Here is a 19,916-nt window from a genome sequence, read left to right as displayed (position 1 = left end):
GGCGCCTACGGCCGTATGACCTCGACCTTGCCGTCGCGGCCCCACCGGATCACTGACGACGGTTGGGCCTTTTCGGTATCTTCTCTCCTATATTTTACTACATAATCCACGCCGTTTATGATTGGCGCGCTTACTTCCCCGTATGTGCCCGGCGACGGTTCCCCCGAAAGGTTCGCCGAGGTCGACACGACCGGCTTTTTAAAACGCTTCACCAGGTGCCGGCAGAAGTCTTCGCCCACGATCCGCATCCCCACCGACCCGTCGGCGGCCAGCAGGTTCGGCGCCAAACCGATCGCCCCCGGGTAGATCACCGTCGTCGGCTTGTTCACCGTTTTCAGGTAATCGAATAGTGCAAGGTCGGGGGCCGCCGTATACCTCAACACGTCCCGCTCATCCGCGACCAGCACGATCATGCTTTTGCTTTCCTCCCGGCGCTTGAGGGCGTAAATCCTCGCCACGGCGTCCGCGTCCGTCGCATCACAGCCGATCCCCCAGATCGTGTCCGTCGGGTAAAGGATCAGGCCCCCCCGGCCCAGTACCAACAGGCATTGTTCAAGGTCTTCCTGAAAGTCCATCGCCGCAAAAGTATTTTGAATTACGTTTGCAAAAAAATTGCAATAAACGCGCTTTGGCGCCAACACATTTTATATGGATTTGAAAGGTACGATTCAAACGGCTTGGGCAGATCGCTCACTTCTCAAGGATTTGGCATACGCCGATGCGGTCCGCGCGGTCATCGAGGCGGTCGATAAGGGGGAGCTTCGCGTCGCCACCCCCGTCGTCCTGGCCTCCGGCGAGTCGGTCTGGACGGTCAACGAGTGGGTCAAGCAGGCCATCCTGATGTACTTCGCTATCCAGCAAATGGAGACCTATACGCTGCCGCCCTTCGAGTTCTACGACAAGATGAAGCTCAAGAGCGACTACAAATCCATCGGCGTCCGGGCCGTCCCGCACGCCGTCGCCCGTTATGGCGCCCACCTGGCCAAAAACGTCGTGCTCATGCCCAGCTACGTCAACATCGGCGCTTACGTCGACGAAGGCACCATGGTCGATACCTGGGCCACCGTCGGCAGCTGCGCCCAGATCGGCAAGCACGTCCACCTCAGCGGCGGCGTCGGCATCGGCGGCGTCCTGGAACCCCTCCAGGCGAGCCCCGTCATCATCGAAGACAACTGTTTCCTGGGTTCCCGCTCGATCGTCGTCGAGGGTGTCATCGTCGAACGCGAGGCCGTCCTCGGCGCCGGCGTCGTCCTGACCCAATCCACCAGGATCATCGACGTCAGCGGCCCCTCCCCCATCGAACACCGCGGCCGGGTCCCCGCCCGCAGCGTCGTCATCCCCGGGACCTACCCGAAGGAGTTCCCCGCCGGTATTTTCCAGGTACCCTGCGCCCTGATCATCGGGCAGCGGAAGCCATCCACCGATACGAAGACGAGCTTGAATGATGCGCTGCGCGATTTTAATGTGAGCGTATAGCCTCCACCGGGATCGTGTGCGCGCACCTGAAATGCCCCTGTGGGCACGCTTTATAGCCATGGAGCCCGCACGGCCGGCAATCCAGCGCCACCGGCGTCTCCACGACCCGCGACACGTCCGATAGCGGCCCGAACCCAAAGTACGGCACCGTCGAGCAATATACCGCCGTCACCGGCGCGTTCATCGCCGAGGCCAGGTGCATCGGCGCGGAGTCGTTGACGTAGTTCATGCCGGCGCCGGCCATCAGCGCGGCGGATTGCAGGAGGGTCAGCTGGCCGGCCAGGTTAATCAGGTCGAAGCCTTCACGGTCACTCCCTTTATGGCCGCCGTTTTCGCCGCCGTTACGGCCGCTCGCGGCCGCGATCCGCGCACACAACTCCGTATCTCCTGGCGCCCCAAGTAAATATATCGTTTGTCCCGCAGGGTAAGCCCGTATCAGCTCCACCCACTTTTCCTCCGCCAGCTGCTTGGTAAACCAAACCGAGGCGGGGCTCATCGTGATATAGGGTTCGGCTTTAAACGCGCGCACCTTCCCGTAGTCGGCCTCCGACGGATACAGCCTTGGCCGGACAACCGACTTATCCGTCAGCCTCTCTATGTCGCCGTTCAAACCCTCGTTGTCCGTCAACCCCGCAATCAGCGACAGGTTCCGCTGCACCTCGTGCACATACCGTTTCGGGTCCGACCCGATCACGTGCGGCTTCCGCTCCGTAAAATACCGTGATAGCGGATTCTTGTCGAACCCGATCGTATACGCCCCCGAAAACACCGTCATCAACCCCGAGCTCGCGAACCGCTGCAGGTTGATCACATAGTCGTATTTCCGCGCCCTTACTGTCCGCATCATCCCCCACAGGTTCCGCATCTTCCGCTCCTGTTTGTTCCACACCAGCACCTCGTCGATCAAAGGGTGTCCCTTCAGCAAGGATTCGTTCCCCTTCCTCACCAGGAAATCGATCGTATCCTCCGGATAGAACTTCCGAAGCCGCTCGACCACCGGTGTCGCCAGCACCACATCCCCCAAAAAAGCCGTCTGAATAATCAAAAAACGCATACGCCCGCAAAGGTAGCCTCCCCCTCCCGTGTTGCCCCCACCCTCTTAAAAAATAATTTCACGGATCGTAAAATCCCGTATATTTGCACCCCGATCTCACAAAAGATCAGGTACCTGCCCAGGTGGCGAAACTGGTAGACGCACTGTTTTCAGGTAGCAGCGCCGCGAGGTGTGCTGGTTCGAATCCAGTCCTGGGCACAAGGCCCCTCCGCTTTAGCGGAGGGGTTTTTTCGTTTATACGCGTGGCGAATGTGCTTCGCGTGGCTAATCCTCGCAGCCACGGGCTACTTGATCAACTCCTCCAGCGCGCTCCGGTCCCCGATCTCCGACATCCAGCGTATGGCCCCCGGCTTATACACGCCGGTCTTGTCGATTAAGGCATACCCGGGATACCCGCCGAAGGAGAAATAGCGGGATATTTCAGCGTCCATGGCTTCGTCGATCAGGAAATGCATACCGGGCTGCTTCAGCTCGGCCACCTTTGATTTCCATTTGTCTTCCGTGGAGCCGTTTATGGTACACAGGTAAACGAAAACCACGGGCAGGCCCGCGGACTGTCCTTCCAATTCCTTGCTGTGCGGCATTTCCGCAAGACAGGCGCCGCACCAGGTGGCCCAGCGGTCGATGATGATCGCTTTACCGGGGAAGCTTTGGACCAGGGCTTTCAGGAAGTCCGTAGCCTTTCCCCTGGCTATATAAAGGCTGGCGCCAAAGGACGTTTGGATCAATGGATCGCCAAAGCTTGTATGCGGTGCATGTCCACCTGTGGAGGCCAGTGCTTTGTTGAGCTCCTCTATCTTGTCGGCGGTTTGTTTACGTTCTGCCTCTTCCACCGAAATACACCACGGCGTCCGCATGCTGGAAGCAGCATGGTCCATGGCGGCCCTTTGATCCACCAGGTCCGTGCTGGTACTCAGCCGGAGTTTCAGGAAGTCTGCCTTGGCGGGAGAAAAGGCGCTGTCCAGCCGATGGATTTCCATGGCCAGTCTTCGGTTCATCGCTATGGCCTGCACACGTGGCCGAAGCTGACGGGTCCATCTTTGTATGTTTTCCGGGGATGTAGGCATTTTTTCGCTGTCCCGCAGGGAGTCGATTGACGCTCTTTCATCCGGCATCAGGTCCGGCAGTTGCGCTACGTCCTTCCAGGTGACCGATCCCCCGGCATCAGGAAGCGCGTTGAGGTACATCGTCAAATAGTTGTAGAATATAGAACCGCTGTTGGACATCAGGTAACTTTTGTGTCGGCAGATCCTTGTCCAAAGGCTGTCGGGCATTCGCTTCCCGAAGTAGGCGATACATAGTTGGCCATAATAGTCGGACATTTGCTCGTTGTCAATAATCCAGCCATACGGTGACGGGTTTGAGGCGATGAAGCTATCCCCCAGCTCCCTGATCGAATCGTTCAGGCGGTTATAGACCTGTAGCAGGCTATCCGGGTTGCTACCGAATTTTTGCATAATCGACATTACCCGTCCACCCAGCTCCAGTTGTTCATTCCTCCTGTATAAAATGAAGTTATTCAGGTATGTATTGAGAGGGCCGTCCGTGCCCAGATACCGAACGCCCTCGCCGTTGAATTGAACGCCCTTGGCGGCCTTGATCTTTTCCATGTCGAGCTCGATGTACAGGTCCTGGTTTGCACAGATCCCGGCATAAAAGAAGTCGCCATAGCCGACCCATATCTGCTGGAAGGGAAAAGGATAGTCCAAGGCCAGGGTGAAGCTGCCATCCGGCGCGGGGCGAACGGTTTTGTGCTGCTGTAATTGAGCGAAAGGGGTCACGATCGTGTAGGATACGTCCACGCTCTTGAGATCGTCCGGTGACAGATGCAGGATCTTGCCGGTAACTTTTGGAACGGCTAGTTTCTCATAGAGTGAATTGAATGCTGCGTCTTCCGGGGAGAGGACGTCAGCCGGGGTTTGCGCCCGCGCGTAGCTACATACACAAAGGGAGGCCAAAAGGACGATAGAGGAAGTTCGCATATTACCAAGGTTGCTCCTCTAAATATAAGCTAATTGGCCTTCTCCTCCCTATACCCCTCCGGCACCTTGAACATACCCGCGGGTAAATCCCGCCGCTCGACCTTTGACAACGCCGTAACGGTATGGGAGTCCTTGCCGCGGGACTCCAGGCGTACAAAAAGGCCCTCGCAGCCCATCTGTTTCAGCTTTTCGGCGACCTCGGGTGAAAAGGCCGAGGCGTTTTCCCGGGCCTGGAATTTTTCCATCCAATGACGGAAACCAGGTTGCATGGGGACGTCGTTGCTTTTCCAGATGTCGACGGTGTCGACTATGCTGAAAAAGCCGCCCATCTTGATGGTCGAAATGATACGCGCGTGGACGCAATGGAATCCCAGCCAGGTCTCGTCGCCTATGCGGGTTACGACCGAGTTCGACCTCATTCGGGACACGCCCATGGCGGCGGTGTCGATGTGGTTCCGGGTGAAGGTTTTGGCGGCGTCGTCCAGCTCGATGGTTTCGGTGGGTGTATGGCTGTCGCCCAGCAGGACGATGGATGGGGTCGAGGCCTTTGCGCCGTTCGTGTCTATTCCCAGCAACATCTCCACGCGGACGGCGCCGCTGCCGGCCATATACATTTTCGTGAAGCCATTCATACGTATCGCCTTGCCCGAGCCGGAAACCGTGTATTCATAGTACAGGTCGCTGCCGGAACCGGAGACGCCACTGACGGCGGAAGACGCTCCGACGCTGCCCGCCGAATTCGTACAGCCTGTCAGCAGGGTGAGCGCCAGTGACAGGCATATTGCCTTGTTCATAAAGGTTGACATTTAGGTACGGGAAAGATGGGCATAGTCCGGCGGCGATCCGGGGCGAACCGACGAACGGCGGGATAAAATCGCCAAGCGGGGCTGCAGAAGGCAGCAGGGGCCGCGGGGCTGAACGGCAACACGGGCGGCGGCGCGTCAGCTCACCATCGGCAGGTACTTCGTCCTGCTATCTATGATAACCCATCCCACGACCGCCATCAACGCGAAGGTGATAGGCAAAGCCGAAGGCGCTATGCTGATATTGGCCAGGAGGATGCCCGTCAATACCGGGAGTATCACGATGGCGCCCAACGCCCGGGTCCTGGGGAGGATCAGCAGCAAGCCGCCGAGGATTTCTATGGTCCCGACCAACGGCATGAGCCAGCCTATGGCTGCAAACGCCATACCCGCTTTTACCATTTTTTCGGGCATGTCCTTGGGCGCCGGCATATAATGAAAGAACTTATCCAAGCCCGCGTTGATGAACATCAGGCCGGCCAACAGGCATAGAACAAAGAGGATCTTGCTTTTCATACTTACGATTTTAATGTTAGACTACTTGTTCAGACGCAACAGCAGCTCGTCGAGCTTCTCGAGCGTCGCCGTCATGCCTTGTTCCATACCCATCGAAACGACCTGTTCCAGGTCGGTGAGCGACTGGTAGGTAACCACCGTTTCCACCAGGGTGCTCGCGCCCTTGTCGAGGAACGTCACGAGCCATTCGGCGCGGGGGAGGTCCTTGTTGATGTCGCCGGCGGCATTGGAAAAAGCATCCAACGTGGTATAGTAGTCGATCGGGTGTATCTTGACATATTCGGTCCAACCCCAGTATTCGGCGCCGTTGGGCTCCACCATGGCGTAGTGCCAGTGGCCGCCTTCGCGGAAGTCCATGGACTTTGTCTTTGTGGTCAGCGGTTTGGGGGCGAACCACTGGTCGAGCAATTCGCTCCTGGTGTAACAATCCCATACCAATGGCCGGCCGGCCATGAATTCGCGCCGGACCGTGAGCGTGTTTTTTTCCTTGTCTGCGATAAAGTCGAACTGCAAAGGTTGTGTCATTACGAAACCGTTTAGTTGCAAAAATAACAGCAACCGATCGGATGCGCAAATCTATTTTAAAAGAAAGGGCGACGCGCTACGGTTTATACCAACTCAACTCCCCCCACAGACACAAGCTCACCGCATACCCATTCCGGGCAGGGTCCGATCTTTGAAAAACCATGTGTAAGCCCGGATCGAAATACACATACCATTGGGGCATATCCAGCCCGATGCCGGCCGAAGCCATTGGCAACAACGCATAGCCATCCAACGGTACGAACCAGGACACGTAACCGCCCAACCACCAGGCGCCCGGGTCCAGTTGCGGAGGGACGTTCAAACCGCTGTTCTTGAAACGGAGGATGGCGGCGTCGACGTCGACCAATCCCAGCATTTTCAGGATGATCCACAAATTGAACAGGAACCAGGAGGCGGCGATGGCATCCTCCCCGCCCATGGCCAGGAGCTCGTTGACGTTGGCGGTGAATTGCCCGGCTTCGATGGCCTGCTCCAACAGCGCTACGGCTTCGGGGCGGCTGACCGGCTCGATGCCCCGAAGCGCGGCGGCGGTGGGCTCGTAACCGTCGGTGAGGACGGCCATATAGCTGGCCGCCAGGACGGGGTCTAGGGCCCTCGCATATGCCGAAAGGTCTTCGTCCAACCGCGCGGTGTCCAGGTTGACGGGTATCTTTTTCCGGATGGCGTCCGTCAGGACGACGACCCCGTACCGTCCCCACCAAACGCCGTTGCGGCGGGGATCGGCCTGTTGCACCGCGACCGCCGACGATGACGCTACCGGCGTGATATCCAGCTGCGGGAAAAATGCCTCGCCGTAGGCTTTGGGGTCGCCGATATAAAAGTGGGCCCTCCACTTCTTTTGTTCCGGTGGTTGCGGCATGGGCGTGGCGTAGGGCAGATAAATCGCCAACAGGTTCGTCAAAGCTGCGCGGTGGACTACGCCGACCTGGTCGTCCTTATAGTAAGGAATGGCGTCGAGCAAGGCAACCACCTTTGTAACGACCGGGGGGCCGTCTCCGATGGACTTGACGAGGGCCGCCGCCAGGGAAGCTTCGAGCCGCTGATAATTTGCCATAAGGATTGCTTATTTATACCAATTGCAGGCCCCCCAGTAACAATAACTTTCGCTGTATCCATTGGCCACGGTGATGTGCTTGCGGGTGGGCGCGAAACGCCCGTGCGACTGTTGCTCGATCTCGGGGAAGCCGGCTGTGATCCCCGCCCCGGCCATGATGACTACATCGGACCCGCCCAACGGCTCGAACCAGGACGTATAGCCGCCGGACCACCACTGGCCCGGACCGACCTGGGCCGGGACGGCCAGGCCCTGTCCGATATAGTACCGGATGGCGGCGTCCACGTCCATCATGCCCAGGGCCTTCAGACACATCCACAGGTTGAAGAGGAACCAGGTCGCCGCGGTCGTAGTGGTCCCCCCCAGGGACAACATAAGGTTTACCGCCGCGGTAAATTGACCCGACGCAATGGCCGTATGCAAGATCGACTGGGCTTCGGCTTGCGAGAGGCGCTCCGCGATGGCCGACAGGGCCGCGACGCTGGGCGGGTACACCTGGAGGAATATCGCCAGATAGCTCGCCGCAAACGCCGGTTTGAAGCTGGCCGCGTACAACAGCAGGTCTTCGCTCAACCTGGCGGTATTTACCGGCAGGTTGACCTTCGTGTGGATCGCATCAGTCAATACCATCACCCCGTATCTGCCCCACCAGGCATCGTCCAGACCGGGGTCGACCGTCTTTACCCTCTCCGCCACGGCCGTGGCCGCCAAAGAGGGTTTGATCCCGGGATAGAAAACTTCCCGGTAACCCGGATAGGGGCCGTCATAGGTATACACGTAATGATCCAGGTTGTGAAACTCAGAGGGATGGGGCACTATAACGGAGGTGGGCAGCTTGGCCGCCAGCAAATTCACCAGCGCGTCCCGGTGCGCTTTCAACCAGCCGGGGTCACCAAAATACGGGATGGCGTCGACCAGGGCATCGACCAGGGCTTTGACCGGGGGAGCCGCGGCTCCCCCGATCGAAGTTACCAGGTCTTGTGCGAGCTCGGTTTCGAGTTGTCGGTAATCGGACATAGGGGTAAGTTTATAAAACGACCGGTTCCTTGACGGGCGCGGGTTCGACGATAACGCGGAAGGTGACTTTTCCGCCACCCAGGCTATTCTTCATCTCCAGGACGCATGGGACGTTCATTTTCTCCCTGGCCTTGTTACCGTTGGGGGCGATAGTCCCCGTCTCCTTGTCGAATTTCAGGAAGTCGGGAAGGTTGGCCGGCGGCGTGAACGTAATCGGCGAGCTGGGCGTCAGACCATAGTTTGGACCATACGCCTGTCCGGTGTAGGGAATGGAATCCAGCATAAAGGAGAGGTCCGGCATCGTCACGAAATTGGGCGCTATACCCGCCATTTTCAGGGTGAAAAGCGAACCCGTCCCCTCCGTCGAATAGACGAGCTTATCGCCCTTCCTATCGATCCAACCGATTCCCTGACCCGAACGGTACTTCCCTTCACCATCCGCGAACACCGGCTGGAACCGGATCGCCAGGGAGGCCAGGGCGGTGCCGTCGTTGGCCAGCCTTGTAAACAAATCCAGGCAGCTGGTCTCCCAGGTTTGGGTCAGTACCACCGGCTGTTTGTCCTTTTTCCCGGTCCCCATTTTTGGTTGAAAAGAAATGGTATGGTCGCTCATCAAACTGAGCATCAGACCCACGGGACTTGCCCCGGGTTTGGTTTGCACGAGGGCGGCGATCCTGCTTAGCCCAAACCCGGTTGTGTCCACCTTCCATACGCAATCCGGCAGGCTCGAACCCGTGGTCAGGTCGATGGCGCCGTCGGGTCTCGCGGTCCAGAGCTTACCATCGGTTTCCAGGGAGAAGCCGAGCATCAGGAGGTCGTTCTGGCTGCTTAACTTGTAAGGAATGACGTAGTCGATGGCGCAACACTTCGATGGCACGAAGAAACCGGCGGGTTTTACATAGTCGTTTACAAACTCCTCCACCGGATCGGGTGGCTTCTGGAACATCAGATAGATCATAAGGGCTATTCCCACCACCGCGGCGACGATGGCCAGCGGCCCGGCAGCGGATATCACGGTAGCCACGGTACTCCCCGCGGCGATAAACCCTCCTTGTATCAACCAGCCGCCCGCCATGGCGAAAAGCGTCAGCGACCCGGATATGATGTTGATGATTTCCGATCCCAGCGCCACACCAGATCTGCCTTCGACGATAAAATAAATGCTCAGCGCGATACCGCCCAACATCAACAGGGGCCCCATCCGGGTAGCGATAAACTCGTTCAGGTTACTGCCAAAGACCCTGGCGGTCCAGGCGATCTCGACCGCCTGGTTCTCCGTGATATTCATCAAAAGCGCTACCTCCTCCCGCAGGGCTGCGGCGCCGGCGGTATCCCCGAGCCACAACGCAGTCTTGTTGGATACGCCCATGAGCCCGGTGTTGAGCTGCTCGGTGGTGCCGTCGATCAGGATCGACGAGATCGCCACGCTCCGTTGCCAGACGTTCATCCCCGTTACGTTGAAGATGGCGCCGATCCGGACGCCCCTTTTTACGACCGCGGCGAATACCTGTAGCCCCATCTGGACCGTATCCAGTATGACCTGGGCCCGTTTGCCTTTATCCATTTGGTCCCAGCTCTGGTAAGTCTTGATGAGATTGATCATGTTCATGAGACCCAGGCCGCCGATCAACAGGCTCCCGAACTTGGCGGCGCCGTTGGAAAACCGGGGGTGTTTTTGCTTGAACCACTGTTCCCATTGACCGGCGATGACGGGCAGCGCCATGGCCGTCCGGGTGAAACCGGAGATGCTGCGTAACGAGGCGAGGGATTCCTGTAACAGCTCGTCGAAATTCTCCGCGTCGACGATGGCCTGCATCTCGCCCGCGGCCCTGGCGATTTCCACATCGCTGTTATCGATATTCTGTTCCACGAATTTCTGGAGGTATTCCTTGACGAGCGAATAATCCTCCGCTTCGCCAGTAAAACCATACATGCTGGGCAGTATGTTGGTGGCGAGGAAATTGTTGATGGCGGCGTTGTACTGCCGGGCGAAAAACCCGGAGGGGTCCAGGGCCGTCAGCACGGCGATGTTTTGCTGGAGCATCCGCGCCAGGGCGGTACCGTCCTTGGAACCCGAGCCGCTTCCGATACCCTGGCCGATCTGCGCCAGGACCATGGGGTGGATATTGTAGGCATAGTAGGCGAATGCCCAATAGAGCTTGTTGGTCATCGCATAGACGCCAGACGAAACGACATCCGCTTTGAGTTGGCCGATGAGATCAGGGGGCGTCTTTTTGTCGGTGACGATACCGTCGATCTCCAGCAGCGACACGGCGACCTGGTCGTTGATGGCGCCGGTATGGGCTTCGGCGTTTCTGGCCTGGTCTTCCCAATAGAGCACGATGGTGGCGTTGAGGTCTTCCCATCGGTATCTGAAGAGGAGCTGCGAGTGCGTGGCATACACCTTTGAATTGGCCACTTCTTCGTGGAGCCAGGCGGCGGCCCTGGGTCCGTTCATGTGTTTGCAATTGGGGTTGCTCCCGTCGGCCAACCCATTGGTAAGCACCACTGTGCTAAGGGACTGGTACCAGGCCGCGGGGTCTTTTACACCGGGGACGGGTGAGGCGGCGACCTCGGCCAGCCTCCCCTTGAGGACGGGTTGGGGCGTGCCCGGGAACAAGCGCTTCCACAAATCCTTTGATACGAACGAATTCATGATCGCGGACATGTCGTCCATGACGCCTTTTTGCACCTCATCGATCCAGGCGCCTTCTTTATTCTGGCGGAACTGGCTCATGGCCAGGAGTCCATACATATCCGGCGACACATCATCCAGCCGGGCCTGGAACGTCCTGGCCTCCGAGTACACCTGGCCATACAGGTCCTGGTGGGCGGCAACGGCCTGTAAGGCCTCGGCCGCGGTCAACCGCCGGATCGTCGTCCCATCGTTTATGAACGTGCCCGTATCGCCGGAAGGGTCGAAGGCAAGCACACCGGCAGCGGGTAAACCAAGCCGTTGCTGCAGCGTTTCCGGTAAGCCCGTCCATGACAGGCCGTTTTGGATCGCCCGGCACCGGTGCCTCGCTTGTCCATCCAGACAAATATCCCCGCCAAACAAACCAAAGGCGGCGTGTCCGGCGTCCGTTTGATAATAACCTGCTATCATCGCATGCTCGCGAAGACCCCGAAAACCCGCCAGCCTCCCGGCGGGAGCGAAGTCGTCGATCTGTATCGCCCCGTTGATCTCCACCATGGCCGCTTGCTCCCTGGCGAGCAACCAATAGGGGTAAACGGAATCCGGCCCGGTGGAGGGTTTGTTTTCATCCCGCGGCGGCGGGACGTTTGCCTGAAAACCCAGGTCCCATACGAGCCGGCCTTTATAGTCGCCGGCGTCGAGCATCGCGCCGAATTCGTCCGGGAACGGCTCCCAGGGCAGCGCCTTTGTTTCCAGGTCCTCGAACACAAAGGTGAAATCGGGTGGCGCCAGGGGATTGCTTTTATCCACGGAATAGATAAGCCGGAGACGGTCCTTTATCCAATTCGCGTTTTTCCATTGCGGGGAAGACGGGTCCCAGTCCATGCTAAGGATGGTCCCGCCCCTGCCCGTGACATAAGCGACACCACAATCGAGCGCGACGTCGCATAGAAAACGGACGGTAGCCCTGGCCTGCACCCCGACGAACCGCAGGGAGTCGCCGCCGATGACGCCGCTCGCGCCCAGGCCATCGTGTCCCAGGTGAAGGTCGCCCCCACCGAACGCCCCCCTCCACCGGAGCACTTTGTCGTGGGTGTCGTATTGCCAGGCGTTCCTGGGAAGGGGTACCTGGTCGAGCAATAAAAGATCGCCGGCGGGATCACCCGGGTGCGGGCGGACGAGGATGACGCTGGAAGGGATGTCCGCGTTGACGTTCTCCGATGTGTCGGTGCGGTTAAGCGTCCACTCAAACATTTCTGGGTTGGGCATTGTTTCATGATTTGGGTTATGAAAAAGCAGTCCCCGCCCTCCAAAGGGAGGTCAATCACATCAAATGGCGATGGGAAGTTAGGGTGGCTGATGAACGGAAGGAAGGTACGATGCCGTCCAGGGAAATAAAAATGGGCGCCGTTTAGCGCCCATTATAAAATATTACAAATCAATTTATTATACGATCATCCAGCGTAGCGCTGGCAACAAAACTTCCGGCATTTGCCCCCGCTCGTCAGACATCCACCCATATATTTCCGTCGCTCGTCCCTCGGCCGTTACTCCACCTTCCAGTCATACCCAAACTCCTGTTCGGTGGAACGGGGGACATACTTTTCCAGGGGTCTCGGTCCGCACCCGTTGGACCCCACGCCCAGCGTCCGCGCGTCGATACACAACACCGTGCGGCGGACGGGTGGCAAGTCGATCTTGTATTCGACCTTTTCGAGGTCTTCATCGCCATAGGGCAACGCCGAAAACTGGATCAAGGCGGAATCCCCGGTCACGGTCAGGGAAGATGAAGCCGAGTGCAGCGTGACCCAGCGGACGTCTTCGTGGTTACCGCACTCCATGGGTTTTTCGTACGGGGTTTGCTGGGCGGCGACGGAGCTGCCATACAAACCAATATCCTCGCCCAATTTCCGGTCGGCATAGCTTTCCATGGGGCCGCGGCCGTAGTACCCCACGCTGTCGAATGCTTTCGACAGCGACATCCGGACGCCGACGCGCGCGAGCGGGATGTCCGTGACGTTAAAGGATACCTTGTTCAGCGACCGGACGACGCCGTTACCATCGATCATATATGCGACCCGGTGGCGGATTGACAGGCCTTCCTTCCCCGACGCTTCAAGGTCGGCGGTAATCGTCACGAAACCGCCGGCGGACGCATAAGCGACGTTATCGGCCTTCCAGGACAGGCTCTTCAGCCCGTACCGGTCCCAGGACCGGTTGGCCCAGAGGTCGTCCTGCTGGTGTGGCGCACGCCAAAGGTGGAGCTGCGGGCCGCTGCTGTCGGCGAGCAGTTCGACGCCACGGCCTTTCATGGAGACGAAGCAACCTTTGTGTTTGTCGAAAACGAGCTCGAAAGCGTTCCCCGTGACCGTTATAAAGTCTTTATCGTCGGATGCGTGGGGCGCGTTACCGCTCAGCGCAAACCCCGGCGCCGGCCCTTCGCTCAGCACGAGCTGTTGCGATGCCACCTCAAAGCCCTCGGGCGCCCATAGTGATGAATGCGCTGTAGAAAACGACACCCGGAGGATGCGCTCCGCTCCGGCCTGTCCCCCCGGTATCGAAGGCAGCGGAATCGAGGCGGAGTCGCCTGGAGCGATGGCCGGGAGCGTGAGGTGACCGCTGGCGGTAGTCACCCCGTTTTCCGATAGGGTCCAGCTCGCCCTGAATCCATCCAAACCGATGAACTGGTATTTATTGGAGATGCTGAGACCGCTGGGCGTCAACCGCACGCGTATCCACTGATAGGCATGTTTGAGCGCCGGGTAATGCGGCTTGGGGCTGCGGTCCGAAAACACGACGCCCTTGTGGATAAAGTAATGGTCGTTCGGGACTTCACCGAACCCTCCGCCAAACGCCGTAATCGGGTGGCGGGGGTCGATCCGGTTGTAGATGCCCTGGTCCTGCCATTCCCAGATACAGCCGCCCAACAGGGTGGGATAGCGGTCGAACAGGTCGTTGTAGTCGTCCACGCTGCCCATGGAGTTGAACATGGCGTGGGCGTATTCACAGAGATAAAAGGGCTTGACGAGCTTGGTGTCGCGGGCGTGTTTTTCCAGGGAGGCCAGGTCGGTGTACATCTCAGAGTCGATGTCCGCGGGGTTGTCATCCCCGATGCCAAAGCCCTGGTAGTGGGTGGGGCGTCCCGGGTCGATCTGGCGGATGGTCCTCAGCGCGGCCCTGAAATTGGAGCCGCCGCTGCCGCACTCGTTGCCCAGCGACCAGATGATCACCGAGGGGTGATTTTTGAAGTTCTCGACGTTGGCCACATTGCGGTCGATGATGGCCGCCTTTATCCTCGGGTCCTCGTTGAACTCGTCCCACGCGCCGTGACATTCCAGGTTGGCTTCCGCCAGCACATAAATACCGTATTCGTCACAGAGCTCATACCAACGGGGGTCGTCCGAATAGTGACAGGTGCGGACGTGGTTGCAGTTGGCTTGTTTGATCAGGATGATGTCGCGGATCATCTGCGCCTCGGTGACGGCGTGTCCGTCGTCGGGCCAGTTCTCGTGGCGGTTCACGCCCTTGAGCTTGACAGGCACCCCGTTGACCAGGAACTGGCGGTCGTCCAGGAGGAGCTTTCGAAAGCCCGTGCGAGTGCTCAGCAGCTCGTCGCCCATGCGCAGGACCGTGGTATACAGGTTGGGCGTTTCGGCGGTCCACTTCCGGGGGTGCGCCACCGGTATGGTCACCGTTATGGCCGCTTCAGCGCCCGGGGCGAGCGCGGGCACACCGGCCTCAGCAGTGCCCACTCGTTTTTGTCCGTCGTACAGGTCCACCGCAAAGCGGCGCGGTTCCATCACCGCGGCACCGTAGTTTTTTATTTTGCCAACGACTTTCAGCGTCGCGTCCGTATAGCTTTTGTCAAAATCGGTCGTTACGAAAAAATCGCGGATGTGCTCCTGCGGCGCGCTCCACAGCGTCACATTCCGGAAGATGCCGCTGAGCCGCCACATATCCTGGTCTTCAAGGTAGCTGCCGACGGTAAACCGGTAGACTTCCACGGCGATCATGTTCCTGCCGGGCTTTACGTACGCCGTGATGTCGAATTCTGCGGCGTTGCGGCTATTGACGCTGTACCCGATCTTGTGGCCGTTGACCCAAAGGAAGAATCCGGCGTCGACGCCGTCGAAGGTGACGAATATCCGGCGGCCCTTCCAATCCGCGGGCATGTCGAAGTCTCGCCGGTAGCTACCCACGGGGTTGCGCTCCTTGTACGCGGTCCAGCTGACCGGGGGCGCGCTCATAACGTGGGGGAAATCCTTTTTGAAGATATAGGTGAAGTTGCTGTAATAGGGCGTCCCGTACCCCTTTACCTGCCAGTTGGAGGGAACCGGGATACTGTCCCAGCGGGAGACGTCGTACGTGGGCTTATAGAAGTCCGCTGGTCGTTGCTGCGGCCAGGGCACGTAGTTGAACTTCCAGGTCCCGTTCAACGACCGGTAGAACGTGGAGGCGTGCCGGTCCGCCCGTAACGCCTCGGCCAGCGAGCCATAGGGCATCAGCGTAGCGTGCGCGGGCTCCTTGTGGATACCGATGCATTCGGGGTCTTCGATTTCTTTGGGGACCGCGACCGTGTCGGGGCCGGACAACCAGGAGCGGGTCTGCGCCATGGCGCTACCGGTGAGCAGCAGGGCTACAAGCAAGAACGATTTCATGCGCCCAATTTACGGGCGCCGGCCGGAAAATCAATAACTTCCTTTCGATAATCGAAAGGGTTAGAGCTCACGGCCGGTGAGCCCCCGCACCGATTCCCGGTACGTCTCCCCCACGGGCAGCTCCAGGGAACCGATGAATACGCTGTTCTTCCGTACGGCGGTGACGCCGTCCTTGGATACGATGTAGGACTTGTGTATCCGGAGAAAACGATCGGAAGGCAATTCCCCCTCCATGGCCTTGGTACTCATCCGCACCAGCAAAGGACGGGGGGCGGAGGACAGGTGTATCTTCACATAGTCCCCCGAGCCCTCTATATAGACGATATCGGAAAAAAGCACCTTGACGAGGCTGTAGTCCACGTTGACGAAAAAATAGTCGGCGGGGGCGCCGTGCCGGAGCTGGTAGAGCTCCTGCGCTTTAAAACAGGCCTTCATAAAGCGATCCAGTCCAACCGGTTTTATCAGGTAGTCCACGACGTCCAGGTCAAAACCTTCAGAGGCGAATTTCTTGTAGGCGGTCACGAGGATGACCATGGGCCGGCGTGGGAGCGATTGTATGAACTGCAAGCCGGTGAGACCGGGCATCTGGATGTCCATGAAGATGAGGTCGACGGTCTTTTCCTGTAACACCCGGGTGGCTTCGAAGGCGTCCCCGCAGGTCGCGACCAATTCAAGGAACGCGACTTTCCGGATATAGTCGGACAGGAGCTGCACGGCCAGGGGTTCGTCGTCGACGGCAATACAACGCAGCATCAGTGTAGATTTATTTGGAGGTCCACGATAAACCAGCTGTCCTGCCGGTGGATGTGCAGGGCCTGCTGGTCGCCATACAACAGCTTGAGCCGGCGCCGGACGTTACCCAGGCCGATGCCCGAGGTTTTATCCTTGACTTCGGGCGAGTTCGGGTTATATCGGTTGCGCACGGTAAAATGGAGTACCCCGGATGCCACGAACAGGCCGATATCGATCGACGGGTGTCCGATCATCCCCACGCCATGCTTGAAGGCGTTTTCCACGAAGGGGATCAGGAGCATCGGTTCGATCTCGTATATGTTCGGGGTGCGGTCGAGCGACACCGTTATAGGCACCTTCGAGCCAAAGCGCTGACGCTGGAGGTCGATAAAACTTTCCAGGTACTCCACCTCCTTGTTCATGGGCACGCGCTCCTCATCCGTCTCGTACAGCATATACTGCATCAGGGACGACAGCTTCAGGATGGTCGGCCCCAGCTCCGGCGACTTCATCTGCTCCAGGGCCACGAGGTTGTTGAGGATGTTGAAGATAAAATGCGGGTTGATCTGGGAGCGCAGGAACGACAGCTCCGTCTTCAGGTTTTCCTCCTGGCGTTCGTGGACCAGCCTATCGGCGGCCATCTTGTCGGTGACGACGCGGAAGGCCGTAGCCACAGCGATCGTCAACACGAACGGCGGCACCAGGAAACCCAGCGCGCCCTTCACGCTGAAGTGCTCCAACCCGAAAAAACTGCTGAACAACAGGAAGTGCACCAGCAGGACAGCGCCGAGCACGAGCGCCAGGCACCCGACATAGGCGGCGTATTGCCGCCGGTAGAACAACCGCGGCGTGAGCACATACGCCGTCAGGTAAAACGGCGCCACCCACAAAAGGCTCGTGACGAAATTCAGGTAGAAAAAAGCCCGGTATACGGCGTCGTTGTCGTGATGATGCGACTCTCCGTGGTGGCTGTCGAGCAGGTAAGGCAGCGACAAAGCCACCACCCAAACCCCGATATGCGTCAGTACCCGCTTCATACGTAAATATAGCCGTTTATTGGTCCTCCGACTGAACGTTGTTGTTCCTCCGCTTGAACAGGCTGGCGTCGATCTTCCCGAAACTGTAGGAGAAGTTCAGCCGCAGCATCTGCGGGTCCCTGACCCGGTCGTATTCCTGGGTGAAGTATGCGCTATAGGTATACTGGTCCTGTTTCCTGCTCCGGAAAATATCATTGAAGCTCACGGCCACGTTCATCTTCCCCTTCAGGAACGTTTTCTTTGCGGCGATATCCGCTTCGTAGAACGGCTTGATATACCCCTGGGAGGCGCTCTGGTTCATCATATTGGGGGGACCGGGCTGGTTCGCGTTGGTATTCACCGGGAGGTTGGTCTTGGATTGGTACATACCGGAGACCTGGACGCTAAAGCCCGCCGGCAGCCGGATGCTGGTATTCAGCTTCCCGAAGCCGCTCCACAGGGAAGTGGTGGTCCCCACATCGATGGAGGAATGGTAGAGGTTTACGTTGGCGGACAAGTCCCACCAGGGGGTCAGCGTAAACTGGCCGGTCACCTCCGCACCCAGGGACTGGCTGGACTCGGCGTTGACGTAGGTATTGATCAGCGTGGTCGCCCCCGTAGCGGCGTCGGTATCGGCTTCGATGTATCCCGTGATCAGGTGATCGGTGTATTTATAGTAGATCGAGGCAAGCAGGGTGTTGTTCCCGTTGAAGGTCTTCAAATAGGAAAGCTCCAGGGATTGGGTGAACTCAGGTACCAGGTTCGGATTGCCGCGGGTGATATTGAGCTTGTTGGACGAGTCCGTATAGGGGACGAGCTGGAAGAAGTTGGGCCGGTTCACCCGCCGGGTATAGCTCAGTTGCAGCTCCCGTCCGTCGCCCAGTTTTTCGCTCAGGAAAACCGAGGGGAACAGGCTGACGGGATACTGGTTGCTGAAGGTCTCCCCCGAGTTCAGCAGGGTGCCGTGGTAGTTGGAGCTTTCCGCCCTCAATCCCACCTTGTAGCCGAACTTGCCGATGCTGCTGGCGATGGTGGCATAGGCGGCGTAGACGTTGGCCCGGCTCTTATAGTTGCTGGCCGCGGAGGGTATCAGCTCATAGGCCGCGGAGTCCGGGTTATAGGTATAGTTGTCGTTGATTTTGAGCCGGCTTTGCAGTGCCGCCCGGACCCCGGCTTCCAGGGTGGTCTTGGACGTGAGGGGATCGGTGTAGTCGCTTTGGAGGATGATGTTGTGGTCGTTGCCCCCTCCTTCGATCTTTTGCCATTCCGTGCTGCTGAGTCCGCCCGCATAGCCTTTCAGGTAATAGTCGGTGACGTACATGGTGTTGTTGGTGGCGTTCCCCGAGAAATAACTCGCGTCGGCGGTCCACTCTTCCTTGTCCCTGGCGAAAAGACGTTTGATGCCCAGCGTCCCTCCCCGGCCGTTGAAGATATTGTTGCCTTTGATTTCCTCGTGGCTATACTGGCTGATGGTGCCGGCGGGGTACAGGCTGTCGGTGCTGACGGATAAGCTGGACGCATTATCCCCGTTGTGGTGCATTGCAAAACCGGTCAGCGACAGCGTCGTCTTGTTGTTGATGAAATAGTCGATCCCCAACCGGCCAAAGAACATCGACCCCTTGTTGGTGTCCAGCTCCTGTTGCCGCAGCGACGTGCCGGGTGTAGTGCTGTTGTCGAGCCGTTCGGTGGACCCCGTCGAGCGGTCGCGCATCATCCGGCCGTTGATGTCGGCGGAGACGTTGATCTTGTTCTCGCGGACATTGAGGCTCGCGCCGCCGTTGAGACCACCGTACCGGTCCGCGCCCGCGCGCACGCTCCCGTTATATCCCTTTTTCCGGTTCTTTTTTAGGACGATGTTGAGGATACCCGCGCCACCGCCCGAGGCATCATACTTTGCGGAAGGGTTCGTGATGACCTCCACGCTCTCGATAGCGTCCGCCGGGATCTCGTCCAGGGTGAGGGTCGTTGGCTTCCCATCCACCAGCAGCTGGGGAGAAGCGCCGCGGAGGGAAACGTTCCCGTCGATATCGACGTTTACGCTCGGGACGTTTTTTAGCACATCAAGCCCGTTCCCGCCGATGCTGTTGATGTCCTTGGAGACGTTGAATATCTTTTTGTCCATGTCGACGGTCATCGCCGGCTTGCTGGCCGTGATGACGATCTGTTGGAGCTCCTTTGCTGTCGGCTGGAGTGTCAATTTACCCAGGTCCTGCTCCCCGTGCAGGGTCACCGCCTGTTGGAGGGCGTCATAGCCCACCGCGGTGACGCTGAGCTGCAGCGGGCGATTCAGTGGCAGATCCTCGATCGAGAAGTCGCCATTGCTTTGCGTCTCGCCGCCCTTGAGCAAGACGTTCTTGCCGCCCGCGGGAGCGCCCGGGGCGCCTTTCCCATCCGCCGCGCCCTTCGCGGCCGGGCCGAGCACCAGCA

At 58.8% G+C, this 19,916-nt stretch carries 14 protein-coding genes and 1 tRNA gene; 2 read left to right on the top strand and 13 right to left on the bottom strand.

The window, feature by feature from the left end:
* Nucleotides 1–5: 5 nt before the first annotated feature.
* Entirely contained in the window at nt 6–575 is a 570-nt protein-coding gene (locus tag VL547_RS00650) for an L-threonylcarbamoyladenylate synthase (RefSeq protein WP_325574073.1), read from the bottom strand.
* Nucleotides 576–648: 73 nt separating this feature from the next.
* On the opposite strand from VL547_RS00650, the gene VL547_RS00645 reads away from it, so the two are divergent.
* Nucleotides 649–1,476 carry a 2,3,4,5-tetrahydropyridine-2,6-dicarboxylate N-succinyltransferase gene (locus tag VL547_RS00645; protein ID WP_325574071.1) on the top strand — a complete coding sequence of 276 codons (828 nt, stop codon included), beginning with the start codon at nt 649–651 and terminating at the stop codon, nt 1,474–1,476.
* On the opposite strand, the gene VL547_RS00640 is transcribed toward VL547_RS00645, so the two are convergent.
* A complete protein-coding gene (locus VL547_RS00640; RefSeq protein ID WP_325574069.1) occupies nt 1,460–2,530 on the bottom strand; it encodes a glycosyltransferase family 9 protein in 1,071 nt (356 codons plus the stop codon). The genes VL547_RS00645 and VL547_RS00640 overlap by 17 nt on opposite strands.
* Before the next feature lie 116 nt (nt 2,531–2,646).
* On the opposite strand from VL547_RS00640, the gene VL547_RS00635 reads away from it, so the two are divergent.
* Nucleotides 2,647–2,728, top strand: a tRNA-Leu gene (locus VL547_RS00635).
* A gap of 86 nt (nt 2,729–2,814) precedes the next feature.
* Here the strand turns inward: VL547_RS00635 and VL547_RS00630 are convergent.
* The 11 genes from VL547_RS00630 to VL547_RS00580 all read right to left on the bottom strand — a co-directional run.
* Nucleotides 2,815–4,512 carry a TlpA family protein disulfide reductase gene (locus tag VL547_RS00630; RefSeq protein ID WP_325574067.1) on the bottom strand — a complete coding sequence of 566 codons (1,698 nt, stop codon included), beginning with the start codon at nt 4,510–4,512 and terminating at the stop codon, nt 2,815–2,817.
* A gap of 29 nt (nt 4,513–4,541) precedes the next feature.
* The gene (locus VL547_RS00625) at nt 4,542–5,306 is read right to left on the bottom strand and encodes a DUF4412 domain-containing protein (RefSeq protein WP_325574065.1); all 765 of its coding nucleotides are present in this window, start codon (nt 5,304–5,306) and stop codon (nt 4,542–4,544) included.
* A 147-nt stretch (nt 5,307–5,453) separates the two neighbouring features.
* A complete protein-coding gene (locus VL547_RS00620) occupies nt 5,454–5,831 on the bottom strand; it encodes a MauE/DoxX family redox-associated membrane protein (RefSeq protein WP_325574063.1) in 378 nt (125 codons plus the stop codon).
* A gap of 21 nt (nt 5,832–5,852) precedes the next feature.
* Nucleotides 5,853–6,356, bottom strand: a complete 504-nt coding sequence (locus tag VL547_RS00615) for an SRPBCC domain-containing protein (RefSeq protein WP_325574061.1) — start codon at nt 6,354–6,356, stop codon at nt 5,853–5,855.
* A gap of 76 nt (nt 6,357–6,432) precedes the next feature.
* Nucleotides 6,433–7,431, bottom strand: a complete 999-nt coding sequence (locus tag VL547_RS00610) for a hypothetical protein (RefSeq protein ID WP_325574059.1) — start codon at nt 7,429–7,431, stop codon at nt 6,433–6,435.
* A gap of 9 nt (nt 7,432–7,440) precedes the next feature.
* Nucleotides 7,441–8,448: a hypothetical protein gene (locus tag VL547_RS00605; protein WP_325574057.1), complete on the bottom strand. Its 1,008-nt coding sequence runs from the start codon at nt 8,446–8,448 to the stop codon at nt 7,441–7,443.
* 10 nt (nt 8,449–8,458) lie between these two features.
* Complete coding sequence (locus tag VL547_RS00600; protein ID WP_325574055.1) at nt 8,459–12,352, bottom strand: hypothetical protein; 3,894 nt, start codon at nt 12,350–12,352, stop codon at nt 8,459–8,461.
* A 278-nt stretch (nt 12,353–12,630) separates the two neighbouring features.
* Complete coding sequence (locus VL547_RS00595) at nt 12,631–15,741, bottom strand: glycoside hydrolase family 2 TIM barrel-domain containing protein (protein WP_325574053.1); 3,111 nt, start codon at nt 15,739–15,741, stop codon at nt 12,631–12,633.
* Between the two features lie 60 nt (nt 15,742–15,801).
* Nucleotides 15,802–16,494 carry a LytTR family DNA-binding domain-containing protein gene (locus tag VL547_RS00590; RefSeq protein ID WP_325574051.1) on the bottom strand — a complete coding sequence of 231 codons (693 nt, stop codon included), beginning with the start codon at nt 16,492–16,494 and terminating at the stop codon, nt 15,802–15,804.
* Complete coding sequence (locus VL547_RS00585) at nt 16,494–17,510, bottom strand: sensor histidine kinase (protein ID WP_325574049.1); 1,017 nt, start codon at nt 17,508–17,510, stop codon at nt 16,494–16,496. The genes VL547_RS00590 and VL547_RS00585 overlap by 1 nt, the downstream gene beginning before the upstream one ends.
* Nucleotides 17,511–17,526: 16 nt before the next feature.
* Nucleotides 17,527–19,916, bottom strand: a 2,390-nt coding sequence (locus VL547_RS00580) for an outer membrane beta-barrel protein (RefSeq protein ID WP_325574047.1), incomplete at its 5' end; no start/stop codon positions are given.

This window comes from Dinghuibacter sp., from assembly GCF_035492835.1.
Classification (GTDB): domain Bacteria; phylum Bacteroidota; class Bacteroidia; order Chitinophagales; family Chitinophagaceae; genus Dinghuibacter.
The sequence above is the reverse complement of the archived record's forward strand: the minus strand, read 5'-3'. Positions and strand labels throughout refer to the sequence as shown.